The organism is Actinomadura sp. NTSP31 (assembly GCF_041951385.1).
Taxonomy (GTDB): Bacteria; Actinomycetota; Actinomycetes; order Streptosporangiales; family Streptosporangiaceae; genus Spirillospora; species Spirillospora napierensis.
Genome location: NZ_JBGNUT010000004.1, coordinates 197,302 through 211,404, shown reverse-complemented (window position 1 = coordinate 211,404; position 14,103 = coordinate 197,302). Strand labels below are relative to the sequence as shown.

General features: G+C 73.5%; 13 protein-coding genes. 6 read left to right on the top strand and 7 right to left on the bottom strand.

Annotated elements, in window-relative coordinates; genetic code table 11:
• Positions 1-3: 3 nt before the first annotated feature.
• From ACA514_RS08420 to ACA514_RS08410, 3 genes are all read left to right on the top strand, one after another.
• A complete protein-coding gene (locus tag ACA514_RS08420; RefSeq protein ID WP_375040452.1) occupies positions 4-969 on the top strand; it encodes a helix-turn-helix transcriptional regulator in 966 nt (321 codons plus the stop codon).
• A 148-nt stretch (positions 970-1,117) separates the two neighbouring features.
• A complete protein-coding gene (locus tag ACA514_RS08415) occupies positions 1,118-2,590 on the top strand; it encodes an MFS transporter (protein ID WP_375040451.1) in 1,473 nt (490 codons plus the stop codon).
• Between the two features lie 10 nt (positions 2,591-2,600).
• Entirely contained in the window at positions 2,601-3,080 is a 480-nt protein-coding gene (locus tag ACA514_RS08410; protein WP_375040450.1) for a MarR family winged helix-turn-helix transcriptional regulator, read from the top strand.
• Positions 3,081-3,293: 213 nt separating this feature from the next.
• Here the strand turns inward: ACA514_RS08410 and ACA514_RS08405 are convergent, their stop codons facing one another.
• Positions 3,294-3,440, bottom strand: a complete 147-nt coding sequence (locus tag ACA514_RS08405; protein ID WP_285913828.1) for a GPGG-motif small membrane protein — start codon at positions 3,438-3,440, stop codon at positions 3,294-3,296.
• Between the two features lie 329 nt (positions 3,441-3,769).
• Complete coding sequence (locus ACA514_RS08400) at positions 3,770-5,950, bottom strand: anthranilate synthase component I (protein ID WP_375040449.1); 2,181 nt, start codon at positions 5,948-5,950, stop codon at positions 3,770-3,772.
• 531 nt (positions 5,951-6,481) lie between these two features.
• On the opposite strand from ACA514_RS08400, the gene ACA514_RS08395 reads away from it, so the two are divergent.
• The 3 genes from ACA514_RS08395 to ACA514_RS08385 are packed head-to-tail and all read left to right on the top strand — an operon-like array spanning position 6,482 to position 8,847.
• A complete protein-coding gene (locus tag ACA514_RS08395) occupies positions 6,482-6,706 on the top strand; it encodes a DUF3311 domain-containing protein (protein WP_375040448.1) in 225 nt (74 codons plus the stop codon).
• Positions 6,707-6,709: 3 nt separating this feature from the next.
• Positions 6,710-8,320, top strand: a complete 1,611-nt coding sequence (gene mctP / locus ACA514_RS08390; protein WP_375040447.1) for a monocarboxylate uptake permease MctP — start codon at positions 6,710-6,712, stop codon at positions 8,318-8,320.
• 47 nt (positions 8,321-8,367) lie between these two features.
• Positions 8,368-8,847: a hypothetical protein gene (locus ACA514_RS08385; RefSeq protein ID WP_375040446.1), complete on the top strand. Its 480-nt coding sequence runs from the start codon at positions 8,368-8,370 to the stop codon at positions 8,845-8,847.
• A gap of 51 nt (positions 8,848-8,898) precedes the next feature.
• Here ACA514_RS08385 and ACA514_RS08380 read toward each other — a convergent pair whose 3' ends face one another.
• The 5 genes from ACA514_RS08380 to ACA514_RS08360 all read right to left on the bottom strand — a co-directional run bounded on the left by ACA514_RS08380 (position 8,899) and on the right by ACA514_RS08360 (position 14,095).
• A complete protein-coding gene (locus ACA514_RS08380; RefSeq protein ID WP_375040445.1) occupies positions 8,899-9,342 on the bottom strand; it encodes a phosphomannose isomerase type II C-terminal cupin domain in 444 nt (147 codons plus the stop codon).
• Positions 9,339-9,995 carry a TetR family transcriptional regulator gene (locus ACA514_RS08375; RefSeq protein ID WP_375040444.1) on the bottom strand — a complete coding sequence of 219 codons (657 nt, stop codon included), beginning with the start codon at positions 9,993-9,995 and terminating at the stop codon, positions 9,339-9,341. The genes ACA514_RS08380 and ACA514_RS08375 overlap by 4 nt, the downstream gene beginning before the upstream one ends.
• A gap of 202 nt (positions 9,996-10,197) precedes the next feature.
• On the bottom strand, positions 10,198-11,427 hold the full coding sequence (locus ACA514_RS08370) for an acyl-CoA dehydrogenase family protein (RefSeq protein WP_375040443.1): 1,230 nt from the start codon (positions 11,425-11,427) through the stop codon (positions 10,198-10,200).
• A gap of 111 nt (positions 11,428-11,538) precedes the next feature.
• The gene (locus ACA514_RS08365; protein ID WP_375040442.1) at positions 11,539-12,522 is read right to left on the bottom strand and encodes a glucosyl-3-phosphoglycerate synthase; all 984 of its coding nucleotides are present in this window, start codon (positions 12,520-12,522) and stop codon (positions 11,539-11,541) included.
• Between the two features lie 136 nt (positions 12,523-12,658).
• The gene (locus ACA514_RS08360; protein WP_375040695.1) at positions 12,659-14,095 is read right to left on the bottom strand and encodes a helix-turn-helix domain-containing protein; all 1,437 of its coding nucleotides are present in this window, start codon (positions 14,093-14,095) and stop codon (positions 12,659-12,661) included.
• Between the last annotated feature and the right edge of the window lie 8 nt (positions 14,096-14,103).

Below are 14,103 nucleotides of genomic sequence, written 5' to 3'. Positions count from 1 at the left end.
GGCATGCGCGCCGCCCGGTTGATCTCGCTCGTCCTGCTCCTGCAGTCGCGGGGGACGATGACGGCGGGCGAGCTGGCCCGGGAGCTGGAGGTCTCGGAGCGGACCGTGTACCGGGACGTGGAGGCGCTGTCGGCGGCCGGGGTCCCCGTCTACGCCGACCAGGGCCGCAACGGCGGATACCGCCTCGTCGGCGGGTACCGGACGCGGCTCACCGGGCTCAGCCGGGAGGAGGCGGAGGCGCTGTTCCTGTCCGGGCTGCCCGGCCCGGCCGGGGAGATGGGGCTCGCCGACGCGGTCGCGGCGGCGGAGCTGAAGGTGCTCGCGGCGCTGCCTGCGACGCTGCGGGACGCGCCGGTGCGGGCCGGGCAGCGCTTCCACCTCGACGCTCCGGGCTGGTTCGGCGACGCCGGAACCCCGCCGCTGCTGCGCGACCTCGCGCGCGCGGTGTGGCGGGACGAGACCGTCGTGCTGCGCTACCGCAAAGACCGGGAGGTGACCCGGACCGTCGACCCGTACGGGCTCGTGCTGAAGAACGGCACCTGGTACCTCGTGGGGCGGGTCGGCGGGCAGCCCCGCACGTACCGGGTCGACCGCGTGAAGGCGGTGGAGCCGGCGGGCGCGGTGTTCGAACGGGACGAGACGTTCGACCTCGCACGGCAATGGGACGAGCAGGCGGCGGCGTTCGTCCGGTCGATGCTGCGCGAGGAGATCACCGTGCGGCTCACCCCGGACGGCCTGCGGCTGCTGCGCTTCGCGGTCGAGCCGGTCGCGGCCGAGCAGGCCGCCGAGACGGCCGGGGAGCCCGACGAGCGCGGCCGGCGGGTCGCCACGCTGCGGGTCGAGTCGCTGGAGGTCGCGGCGTCCCAGCTGATGCAGCTCGGGGCGGAGGTCGAGGTGCTCGGCCCGCCGTCGCTGCGTGCGCGGATCGCGGACGGCGCCGCCAGGCTCGCGGCGCTCTACGCCGGCTGAGCCCGGCTTCGACCACCGGCATCACGGGGCCGCTGTGACCATGCACACATAGGACGGTAACCGAATATTTCGGACACCGATGTAAGTTGTGCAGCGGACGACGGTGCGATGCGCCGCGCCGCCGAGGGCGGCCGCGGCCGGAGGTGACGTGAGCGATCAACTGGCGGAACGACCCCTGCCCCGGCGGCTGCCCGCCATGCTGGTCCAAGAGCGGGCGCGGCCGGAGCGGGTGCGCGAGCATCCCCGCGCCTGGTGGCTCGCGGTCGCGACCGTCTGCTTCGGCGCGTTCATGGGCCAGCTCGACGCCAGCGTCGTCACCCTCACCTACGGCAGCCTCCGCGGGGAGTTCGGGGCCTCCCTCGCCGCCGTGGAATGGGTGTCCCTCGGCTACCTGCTCACGCTCGTCGCGCTGCTGATCCCGGTCGGCCGGCTCTCGGACGCGCGCGGCCGCAAGCTGCTCTACCTGCACGGGTTCGGCGTGTTCGCGGTCGCGTCGGCGGCGTGCGGGCTGGCGCCGTCGCTGCCGGCGCTGATCGCCTTCCGGGTCGTGCAGGCCGCCGGGGCGGCGATGATGCAGGCGAACAGCGTGGCCCTGGTGGTGACCAGCGCGCCGTCCGGCCGGACGCGCGGCGCGCTCGGCGTGCAGGCCGCCGCGCAGGCGCTCGGGCTGGCGCTCGGGCCGACGGTGGGCGGGGCGCTGGTGTCCACGCTGGGCTGGCGCTGGGTGTTCGGCGTCAACGTGCCGATCGGGATCGTCGCGCTGGTCGCGGCCCACTACCTGCTGCCGCGGACGCGCGAGCACAGCGAGTCCCGCGAGCTGGACCGGGCCGGCGCGGTGCTGCTGACGGTCGCGACGACCGCGGGCCTGCTCGGCGTCTCGGCGGCGTCCGGGCTGCCGGTGCCGGCGTGGGGCGTCGTGGCGCTGTTCGCCGTGGCGGCCGCGAGCGGCTGGGCGTTCGCGGCCCGGCAGCGGAGGGCGCCCTCCCCCCTGCTGGACCTCGGCCTGCTGCGGGTGCGCGCGGTGTCGGCCGGGCTCGCCGGGGCGCTCGGCGCGTACCTGGTGCTGTTCGGCCCGCTGGTGCTGGTCCCGATCGTGCTGACCGACCGCGGCTCGTCGGAGCTGCTCGCGGGGCTGGTGCTGACCGCGCTGCCCGCCGGGTTCGGGATCGGCGCGGTCGGCGGCGACCCGCTGCTGCGCGGCATGGGCGACCGGGCCCGCGGCGTGCTCGGCGCCGGGATCGCGGCGGCGTCGCTCGCGGCGCTGCTCTTCCTGCCCCTGTCCCCCGGCTGGCTGGCCGCGCAGTCGGCCGTCCTCGGGCTCGGGCTGGGCGTGTTCACCCCCGCCAACAACGCGCTGATCATGAAGGCCGTGCCGGCGCGATGGTCGGGCACCGGCGGCGGCCTGGTCAACATGGCGCGCGGCCTCGGGACCGCGCTCGGGGTCGCGTTCGTCACGCTGGCCCTGCACCTCGGGCCGGACGGCGGGCGTCTCGACGGGACGCACTGGGCGATCGCCATGCTGCTCGCGGTGGCGGTGGTCACCGTGGCGGCGGCGTGGGCGGCGACGGGCGGGCGGAACGGCGCGCACGGACGGAACGGCGGGTACAGGGAGCCCGGCTAGAGTTGCGCGCATGTCCGAGCCGCCGCCCCCCGAACCCGGCACGCCCGCGCGCGCGACGGACGCGCGCCTGCTCACCGAGACCGTGACCCGGCTGCGGCGGTCGCTGCGCGCCTCGATCCGCACCGAGTACCCGTGGGAGACGCTGCCGATGGCGCAGGTCGAGCTGCTGCAGGTGCTCGCCGAGCGCTCCCCCGTCCGGATCGGCGACCTAGCCGCCCGGCAGCGCCTCGCCACCAGCACCGTCAGCGGGCTGGTCGGCCAGATGATCAGCGCGGGGCTGGTGGCGCGGGCCGTCGACCCCGCCGACCGGCGGGCGTCCGCGGTCACCCTCACCGACGCCGGCCGCGACCAGCTCGCCGCGTGGGCCCGGGCGCACGAGCGGCGCCTGAACACCGCGCTGGAGGGCCTCGACGAGACCGACCGCACCGCCATCCGGGACGCGCTGCCCGCCCTCGTCCGGCTCACCGACCAGCTCGACGGCCTGGTCTGACGCACCCTGCCGCCGGGTGGTGCGGCCCGTCACGTACACGGTGGCGCCCGCGGCGCCCAGCTCGGTGGCGATGCCACGGCCGGCGCCGCGGGTGCCGCCCGCGTCGAGTGCGATCGTGCCTTTCAGTTCACGGCTCAGGGGGACGATGCCGGCGCGAAAACCTGACAGCCCTCGTCACCTTTTCGTCCCGGGGGGGGCGCCGGTCCGGCGGGGTCAGGTGAAGATGCTGACTCCGCCGGGTCCGACGAGGAGGCCGACGACGATGAGGACGATGCCCCAGATCAGCTCGCGCCGGGCGAGGATCACGTAGATGCCGGCGATCACCAGGATCGCCGCGATGATGGACAGAAGTGCAATCATGGCGAACGGAATCCCCGGAAAGAACCCGACAAAACCACCGTCTTGATTCGGTCAACCCCGAACCGGCGTTTCGGCGCGGGAGAAGCCCGGCCGAAGGGGCGCGCACGGAGGGGTTTCCGTGCGGAGGGGGGACGCGTCCCCCCTCCGCCGGGATAACGGCGATCACGCGCGCCGCGCGGCGCGGTGGCCGGTCACCGAGTCTTCCGCGTCCGCCGGGACCGGTCCATGAACCACGGGACCATTTCCGGGCGCCCGCGATGGTGCTTCAGGACGAGACCCGGCTCCTGCGTGCGGCGGGTTGACATTTGGCCCCGAACGAGCAGGCCCCCTCACCGGTCCCGGCAGAGCCGCAGCACGTTCGCCACGATCCGGTGCCCCGCGCCGCCCGCCGCGGTCAGGATCGACTCCGGATGGAACTGCACCGCCCACCGCCGCCGCTCCCGGTCCTCGACCGCCATGACGACGTCCCCGGTCAGCGCCGTCACCTCGAAGCCCTTCACCCGCTCCGGGGTGGCGTGCAGCGAGTGGTACCGGGCCGCGGTGAACTCGCCGGCGAGCCCCTCGAACAGCGCTCCCCCGGTCACCCGCACCCGGCCGGGCTTGCCGTGCGACGGCTCCGGCAGCAGCGTCAGCTCGCCGCCCGCGTGCTCGACCATCGCCTGCAGACCGAGGCACACCCCGAACACCGGCAGGTCCCGCTCGTCGAGGTCGTCCAGCAGCCGCCGGGTCGCGAAGTCGTCCGGACGGCCCGGGCCGGGCGACAGCACCACCAGGTCCGGCGCCTGCTCGTCCAGCATCCGCGCCGGGAACCCGTGCCGCAGCGTGACCACCTCGGCGCCCTGCTGCCGGAAGTAGTCGGCGAGGGTGTTGACGAACGAGTCCTCGTGGTCGACGAGCAGCACCTTCAGCCCCTCGCCCGGCGTCTCCGGCGCCGGCGCCGGCTCCTCGGCCGCCGCCCCGGCGGCCTGCCGCTGCGCGGCCTCCAGCGCCCCGAGCAGCGCGCTCGCCTTCAGGTGCGTCTCGCGCTCCTCCTCCTCGGGGTCGGAGTCGTACAGCAGCGTCGCGCCGGCCCGCACCGTCGCGATCCCGTCGCGGATCTGCGCGGTGCGCAGCGTCAGCCCGGTGTTCATCGACCCGTCGAAGCCGACGCAGCCGACGGCGCCGCCGTACCAGCGGCGCGGCGAGTCCTCGTGGTCCTCGATGAACTGCATCGCCCACGCCTTCGGCGCGCCGGTGACCGTGACCGCCCACATGTGGGTCAGGAACGCGTCCAGCGCGTCGAACCCCGGGCGCAGCCGGCCCTCGATGTGGTCGACGGTGTGGATCAGCCGCGAGTACAGCTCGATCTGCCGGCGGCCGAGCACCCGCACGCTGCCCGGCACGCAGATCCGCGACTTGTCGTTGCGGTCGACGTCGGTGCACATCGTCAGCTCCGACTCGTCCTTCGCCGACGACAGGATCGCGCGGATCTGCCGGGCGTCCTCCAGCGCGTCCGCGCCGCGCTTGATCGTCCCGGCGATCGGGCAGGTCTCCACCCGGTCGCCGGCGACCCGCACGAACATCTCCGGCGACGCCCCGACCAGGTACTCGCCGTCGCCCAGGTTGAACATGAACTCGAACGGCGCGGGATTGGTCTCGCGGAGCCGCTCGAAGAACGCCGCGGGCGCGTCGCAGCGGCCGTACATGGCGTGGCCGGGCGTCACCTCGAACAGGTCGCCGCGGACGAACCGCTCCTTGGCGTCCCGCACCATCTGCGCGTACACGCCCGGCACCGGCTGCGGCGGCAGTTCCCCCCGCCCGGGGACCGGCGTCGGCTCGGTCGCGCGCGGCAGCCCGGCCGTGCTCGCCCCGCCGACCTCGAACTCGTACGACATGCGGTGCGAGGTCTCCCGCTTGCGGTCCACGACGACCATCTCGTCGGCCAGGTGCAGCACCAGGTCACGCTGGTCGTCGGGCCGCTCCAGGCGCGTCCGCAGCGGCTCGAACTGCAGCGACAGGTCGTAGCCGAACGCCCCATACAGGCCGAGGTGCGGGTCGTCGCACCGGAACAGGTCGACGAGCGCGCGCAGCGCCGTGAAGACGGTCGGCTGACGGCTGCGCTCCTCCTCGGTGAAGAACTCCTCCGTCGGCGGGACGAAGACCTCGAACACCTCCGGCGCGTCCGCGCGGACCTCGCCGACCGGACGCAGCGCCCCCGCCACCGCCGGCAGCACGACCCGGCCCCGCCCGTTCAGCGCCCGGACCGTCACGCCCCGCCCGCGCGCGACGATCTCCAGGCACGGATCCACATAGGCCATGTGCCAGCGGCTGTAGCGGCCCGGATACTCCATGCCCGAGCTCAGCACGCCGCCGCGCCGCTCCCCCACGGCCGCGACCAGGGCGTTGAGCACCGCGGATTTGCGCTCGGAGTCGACCGGGACGGCCGTACGGGTCACCCGCACGCCCCCGGCCGTGACGAACTCGCCGGTCCCGGCCTGTGGTACGTCTGCCTGCTGTGAGACGGTCTCCACCGCGGTGGCCCCTCGTTTTCGGGCCCTGCATCCGGCGGACAACGAGAAACGACCGCCGGTGAGGGCGGTCGCCTGGTCTGGACATGCACGAACCGGCGCCGCCTCAGCGGCGCCACCACCACTGTCGGGTCGCGGTTCGCATGGAGGGATGTTAGCACCCTGTTGGTCCAGGGGGGCGACCCCCTGGAACCCCCGTTGCGGCCGGCAGGCCGTTTCCCGCTCCGCTGGCGCTCCGCGCGAAACGGCCTGTCGGCCGTCGGGCAGGCCCGCTCCGCTCGCTGCACTCGCTCCGCGTGCCTGCCCGTGGCGGTGGCTGGGGTTCACACGCCGGGGCGGGCGCATGCCCATGGCGGTGTGCGCTTTGGGGGGTTGAGCTGGGGGTTCGGGGTGGTGGAACGGTCCAGCCGAGTCGTGCCGCGGCTGATATCGGGCTGTTATCGCGCCTGGATAGCCTGTCCCGGTTTCACCCCCTGGCACGGCCCGTCTCGCGATCCGGGCGGGCCGCGCGCCGAACGCACGAGGAGGATCCCTTTGGCCTCGCAAGACCCGCCGGAGCCGGCCGCGCGCTCCGACCGCAGCCCGTGGAACTGGCTGCTGGTGGTTCCCGTCGTCGTCCCGCTGCTGACCTTCCTGTTCAACAGCGACGGCCCGCGGCTCGCCGGGTTCCCGGCCTTCTACTGGATCCAGTTCGCCTTCATCCCGCTCGGCGTCGCCTGCACCGTCGTCGTGTACCTGATGACCCGGAAGAAGGACTGACCCATGGCGCACGGGCACACGACCGAAATGGTCGTCTTCGTGGTGCTGTTCCTGCTGGTCAGCGGGCTGGGATTCGTCGCCGCGCGGTGGCGGCGGCCGGACAGCATGCACTCGCTGGACGAGTGGGGCCTCGGCGGCCGCAGCTTCGGCAGCTGGATCACCTGGTTCCTGATCGGCGGCGACCTCTACACCGCCTACACCTTCGTCGCCGTCCCCGCGCTGGTGTTCGGCGCGGGCGCGGCCGGGTTCTACGCGGTCCCCTACACGATCGTCGTCTACCCGCTGGTGTTCCTCGTGCTGATCCGGCTCTGGTCGGTGTCGCACGTGCACGGATTCGTCACCCCGGCGGACTTCGTCCGGGCCCGGTTCGGCTCGCCGACGCTGGCGCTCGCCATCGCGGTCACCGGCATCGTCGCCACGATGCCCTACATCGCGCTGCAGCTGGTCGGCATCCAGGCCGTGCTGAAGACGATGGGCGTGAACGGGCACTGGCCGCTGATCATCGCGTTCATCGTGCTGGCGGCCTACACCTACCAGTCCGGGCTGCGCGCGCCGGCGCTGATCGCCTTCGTCAAGGACGTGCTGATCTACCTGGTGATCATCGTGGCGGTGCTGTACATCCCGTCCAAGCTCGGCGGCTGGGGCGACGTCTTCGACGCGGCGCAGGCCAAGTTCGCCAAGTCCCCGGCGCCGACCGACGGCGTGCTGCTGAACGGCACCAACCAGCTGAACTACGCGATGCTCGCGCTCGGCTCGGCGCTGGCGCTGTTCCTCTACCCGCACAGCGTCACCGGCGTGCTGGCCAGCAAGAACCGCAACGTGATCAAGCGGAACATGGCGGCGCTGCCCGCCTACAGCTTCGTGCTCGGGCTGATCGCCCTGCTCGGCTTCATGGCGATCGCCGCGGGCGTCAAGCCGGTCGTCACCGACGGCAGCCCCGACACCAACACCGTGGTGCCGCTGCTGTTCGACCACATGTTCCCCGACTGGTTCGCCGGCGTCGCCTACGCCGCCGTCGGCATCGGCGCGCTCGTCCCGGCGGCGATCATGTCGATCGCGGCGGCGAACCTGTTCACCCGCAACATCTACAAGGAGTACCTGAAGAAGGACGCGACCGAGAAGCAGGAGGCGCTGGTCAGCAAGCTGGTGTCGCTGGTGGTCAAGGTCGGCGCGGTGCTGTGCATCCTGGCGCTGGACCCGCAGTTCTCCATCGACCTGCAGCTGATCGGCGGCGTCATCATCCTGCAGACGCTGCCGTCAGTGGGGCTCGGCCTGGTCACCCGCTGGTTCCACCGCGGCGCGCTCCTCGCCGGCTGGGCGGCCGGGCTGATCACCGGGCTGTGGATGCTGTACGACATCCCGAACCCGGCCAAGCACAAGGCGCACTTCGGCGGTTCGGCGTTCCAGCTGAGCGACCTCGGCCTGGACACCGACAAGACGGTCTACGTCGGCATGCTCGCGCTGGCCGTCAACGTGGTCGTCGCGGTGGTGGCGACCGCGGTCCTCCGGGCGGCCAAGGTCAAGGACGGCGTGGACGCCACCCGCGAGGCCGACTACCTGGCCGACCAGGGCGACCCCAAGGTCACGGACCTGGAGCTGTCCAGCAGCACCTGATCCCGCCCCGTTCCGGCTCCCTCCGGCCCGCCGGGCATCATCCGCGTGTGAGAGCCATCGTGCGCGCCGGGCTGCTGCCCGGCGCCGTCGTGTGCGGCGCGATCGTCTGCGGCGCCGGGCCCGCGGCGCTCGCGGCCGGGCCGGTCGTCACGCCGGCCCGCGCCCGGCCCGGCGAGACCGTGGCCGTGTCCGGGGTGTGCCCGGCAGGCGACCGGGGCGTCCGCGTGGCCGGCGCCGCGACCGGCGAAGGCGCGGTGCGGGCCGGCCGGTTCCGCGTCGAGGCGCGGGTGACCGGAGAGACGGGGCGCCGCCCCGTGACGGTCAGGTGCGTCCCCTCCGGGCGGGCCGGGCGCGCGCCGCTGGAGGTGCGGCGGCCGCACCGTCCCCGGCCGCACGGCTGGGCCATGGGCGGCGGGGACCAGCTCGACGTGCCGTGGACGTCGGTGGCGCTGGTGCTGATGGCGGGCGCGGCGGGCACCGGCGCCGCGGCGCTGGTGCGGTCCCGCTTCCGCCGGACGCGCGGCTGATCCGCACGCCCGGGCGGAGTGGCGCGGGGGCCGAGGGGCGCGGAAGCCGGGTCAGGCGCGGCCGTAGGCGTCCTCGAGGCGCTCGATGTCGTCCTCGTCGAAGTGCCCGAACGCGATCTCCATGACGCGCACCGCCGGGCCGTCCGAGCCCAGCCGGTGCGTCTCCCCGGCCCGGATCAGCACCCGCTCGCCCACCTCGGGCAGCGTCCGGCGGCCGGCGACCTCGAACACCGCGCCGGGGTCGAGGGCGACCCACAGCTCGTCGCGGTCCCGGTGCCGCTGCAGGCTCAGCCGCTGCCCGGGCTCCACGTGGATGATCTTGACGGTGGACGGCTCGTTCAGGGTGAACTGCTCGAAGCCGCCCCACGGGCGGCGCTCGGTCAGCACCGCCGGCTCGGGCCGCCCGCCGCCGCGCACGGGCGCGTCGGTCTGCGCGGGCGCGTCGTCCTGCGCGCGGGCGTCGGTCTGGGCGGGCACGTCGGTCTGCACGGTCACCTCGGGGATCGCGGGTCGGGGGACAACTGCGGGACGCGGGCGCCGGACGCGGCCGCCGGCAGCCCGCCGAGGACGAGGTCGGCGAGGCCGTCGACCACGGCCTCCCGGGGCACCTCGTCGGCCTGGTCGAGCCACCAGTCGCCAGCCGTCTGCACCATGCCGACGATCGCGTGGCCCCACACGTAGGCGCGGGTGCGGTCCGCCAGCTCCCCCTCGGCGATCATCACCTCGGCCAGCTCCCGGCTCACGTCGCGGATCATGGTGCTCATCGCGCTGTGCGTGGCGGTGTCCTCCGCGCTCGCCCGGTGCATCAGGAAGCGGTAGAGGTTGAGGTTCTTGGAGATCGTCGCCAGGTAGGTGTCGATGGTGGACCTGGTGCGCGCGCGGATCGTGTCGTCCCGGGAGAACTCCTCCCGGATGCCCTCGATCAGCTTGCGCGTGTGCCGCTCGGCGAGCGCCTGGTACAGCCCGCTCTTGTCGCCGAAGTGGCGGTAGAGGATGGGCTTGCTGATGCCCGCCTCGGCGGCGATCGCGGCCATGGACGCCTCGGGGCCCTCGCGCTGGATGACCCGGTCGGCCGCCTCCAGCAGGGCACGCCGGCGGCCGGGATCGCGCCTGGATCCCGGTGCCCGTCCGCCCGCCTCGCCCGTCATGGTGCGATCACCGTAGCCGGGCGGTGCGGGCGGGACGCGCGGGGGTCCGGGTGAACGGCGGGCGGGGCATGCACCGAACGGTATCCGCGGGTGTTACCCGGTGACAACACCGCCGGCCTGCGCGGGGTCCGCGCGGGGCGGGGGCGGGCCGGGAGCGCGGTCCCGGCCCGCCCGTGCCGGTGGCCTCCGGCGCGGCGGCCCGTCAGCGGACCGGCAGGCCGGTGACGGTGCGGCCGATGACCAGGCGCTGGATCTCGCTGGTGCCCTCGAAGATCGTGAAGATCTTGGAGTCGCGGTGCATCCGCTCGACCGGGTACTCGCGGGTGTAGCCGTTGCCGCCGAGGATCTGGATCGCCTCCTCGGTGACGTACACCGCCATCTCGCTGGCCATGAGCTTGGCCATCGAGCCCTCGGCGTTCTGGAAGTCCTTGCCGTTGCGCGCCATCCACGCGGCCCGCCACACCATCAGGCGGGCGGCGTCCAGCCGGGTCTTCATGTCGGCCAGCTTGAAGGCGATGGCCTGGAAGTCGCCGATCTTCTTGCCGAACTGCTCGCGCTCCTGCGCGTACTGCAGGGCGTAGTCGTAGGCGGCGCGGCCGACGCCGAGGGCCATCGCGCCGACGGACGGGCGGGTGGTCTCGAACGTCTTCATCGCGGCCTGGCCCTTGGAGCTCTTGCCCTCGCGGGACCGCGCGATGCGCTCGTCGAACTTCTCCTTGCCGCCGACGATCAGGTGGCTCGGAACGCGCACGTCGTCCAGGACGACCTCGGCGGTGTGCGAGGCGCGGATGCCGTGCTTCTTGAACTTCTGGCCCTGCTTGAGGCCCGGGGTGTTCGGCGGGACGATGAAGCTGGCCTGCCCGCGGCTGCCGAGGTCGGGGTGGACCGAGGCGACGACCACGTGGACGTCGGCGATGCCGCCGTTGGTCGCCCAGGTCTTGGTGCCGTTCAGCACCCACTCGTCCTTGGCCTCGTCGAAGACGGCGCGGGCCCGGATGGAGCCCACGTCGCTGCCCGCGTCGGGCTCGGAGGCGCAGAACGCGCCGAGCTTGACGTCGTCGGTGGTGCCGAACATCTGCGGCACCCACTCGCTGACCTGCTCGGGGGTGCCGACGGCGGCCACGGAGGCGGCGGCGAGGCCGGTGCCGACGATGGACAGCGCGATGCCGGCGTCGCCCCAGAACAGCTCCTCGAAGGCGACCGGGATGCCGAGGCCGGTGGGCTCCAGCCACTGGGTGGCGAAGAAGTCCAGGGAGTAGATCCCGACCTTGGACGCCTCCTGGATCAGCGGCCAGGGCGTCTCCTCCCGCTCGTCCCACTCCTCGGCGGCGGGGCGGATGACGTTCTCGGCGAACTCGTGCACCCAGTCCCTGACCTCGCGCACGTCCTCGCTGAGCTCCAGCGAGAACGGCGTGGACTCCGCGCTCGTCATGTAATTGACCCTTTCTCCAATATCCGCGTGTTACCAACGGTAGCAGGACGAAGTGCTACCGGTGGTAACACGGTGGCCGGAGTCACAGCGGAGACCGGTGCGCGGCCCGGTTCAGCCGCGCCCGGAGGAGAAGGAGCGCGCGGCGGCGTATCCGGGCACCTCGATCATCGGCGGCCGCTCGCCCACCGCGACGTCGCTGGTCCGCGGGTCGTGCCCGGCGGCGGAGCGGCGGAACTGGGTGAGCGCGGTGGCGGGCGCGCCGAGCGGGATCATCCGGCCGTGCCGCTCCAGCCGCGACCAGGCGGTCAGCATGATCTGGCCGGACATCGCGCCGAGCGCCTCGGTGGACTGGTGCGCGTGCACCCGGCGGCCGAGGTCGACCTGCGCGATCGCGTCGAGCCCGGCGTCCTGGTAGACGTCCAGCAGCAGGCCGAGCTCCACGCCGTAGCCGGTCACGAACGGCAGCCGCTCCAGCAGCGCGCGGCGCCCCGCGTACTCGCCGCCGAGCGGCTGCATGACCCCGGCGAGCAGCGGCCAGTGCAGGTTGATCAGCGGGCGGGCGACCAGCTCGGTGACCCGGCCGCCGCCGCCCTCGACCCGCCGCTCCCCCTCGATCAGCGGACGGTCGTAGCAGCCCTTCACGTACCCGACGGACGGGTCGGTCAGCAGCGGCCCGAGCAGGCCCGTCACGTAGGAGGAGGTGAATCCGCGCAGGTCGGCGTCCACGAACACGATCAGGTCGCCGGAGGTGGCAGCGAGCGACTTCCACAGCGCCTCGCCCTTGCCGGACATGCGGCCGTGCCCGGGCAGCACCTCGTCCTGCGCGACGACCTCGGCGCCGGCCGCGGCGGCCACGGCGGCGGTCCGGTCGGTGGAGCGGGAGTCCACCACGACGATCTCGTCGACCAGCGGGACCCGCTCCATCAGGTCGGTGCGGACGGCGGCGACGATCGCGCCGACGGTCGCCTCCTCGTCCCGCGCGGGCAGCACGACGCTGATCCCGGCGCCGCCCTTGGCGTCCAGCAGGACGTGCGCCGGCCAGTCCCCGGCCGTGCTCGTGCGGCGCCGCAACCACGATGCGACCTCTGGCAGCACGCGCTCTCCCTCCCGTGCGGACGGTCCCGCGACCGGCCCTCACCATGAGGAAACACCGGACACGTCCAGATCATTCACCGTCCGCGCGGCGAACGGGCGACCGACCCGCAGAGTTGACACGGGCGCAACACGCCCGTCACTCGGCGGCGTGCTTGTCCAGGAACTCGTAGACGTCGGCGTCGTCCACCCCGGGGAAGGCCCCGGGCGGCAGCACCGACAGGACGTGCGAGTGGGCGCGGGCCGACGGCCAGGCCATCCCCTCCCACCGCTCGGACAGCTCCTTCGGCGGCCGCTGGCAGCAGTCGCCGTCCGGGCAGGCCGACTTGACCCGGCGGGTGGTCTCCCGGCCGCGGAACCAGCGCGAGTCCTCGAACCGGACGCCGAGCGTGATCGCGAAGTCGCGCTCGTGGCTGGGGTCGATGTGCGACAGGCACCAGTAGGTGCCCTTCGGGGTGTCGGTGTACTGGTAGTAGACGGAGAAGCGGTCCGCGGCGCCGAACACGTGCCGGCCGGCCCACTCGCGGCACATCCGCTGGCCCTCGATCGCGCCGTCCTCGTCCTGCGGGAACGCCAGGCCGTCGTTGGCGTAGGCCTTGTAGATCGTGCCGTTCTCGTCGTTCTTGGTGAAGTGCAGCTGCAGCCCGAGATGGTGGGTCGCGATGTTGGTGAAGCGGTGCGCGGCCATCTCGTAGGAGACGGAGAACACGTCGGCGAGATCCTCCACCGACAGCTCCCGGGCGTCCTTGGCCTCCTGGAGGAACGGCACGACGCTGCGCTCGGGCATCAGGATCGCGGCGCCGAAGTAGTTGGCCTCGACGCGCTGGCGCAGGAAGTCGGCGAAGTCGCGGGGCTGGTCGTGGTCCAGCGCGATGTGCCCGAGGGTCTGCAGCAGGATCGTGCGGGGCGTGTGCATGCCGAGCTGCTCGCGCTCCAGGTAGATCCGCCGGTTGCGCAGGTCGGTGACGGACCGGACGGAGCGCGGCAGGTCCTGGACGTACTGCAGGCTGAAGCCGAAGTGGCCGACCAGGGTCATCAGCATGCCCTGCGAGACCGCGCCGCCCCGGTAGCCGACCGCGTCGAGGGTCAGCGCGGCGACCTTCTCGATCTCGCCGAAGTAGTTGCCGCGCTCGTGCATCTGGCGGCGCAGCTCGGCGTTGGCCTTGCGCGCCTCCTCCGGGCTCGCGGTCGGCTTGGTCCGGCTGCGCTTCAGCTCCCCGTACAGGGCGAGGATGTGCTCGATCACCTCGTTCGGCATCCGCTTGCCGACCTTGAGGTGCGACAGCCCGAGCGTGCGGTACAGCGGGTCGCGCTGCGCCTCCTCGAGCTGGATCTCCAGCTGCGCGCGGCGGCTGGGCGGCTGGCGGCGCAGCAGCTCCTCCACCGGGCACTCCAGCGCGGCGGCGAGGGCCTGCAGCAGCGACAGCTTGGGCTCGCGCCGGCCGTTCTCCAGCAGGGACAGCTGGGACGGGGCGCGGCCGACGCGCTCGCCGAGGTCCGACAGCGTCATGCCGCGGCCGCGCCGCAGGTGCCGCAGGCGCTGCCCGAAGGTGACGAGGTCGACGTCGCTCGTCAAGTTGAGGG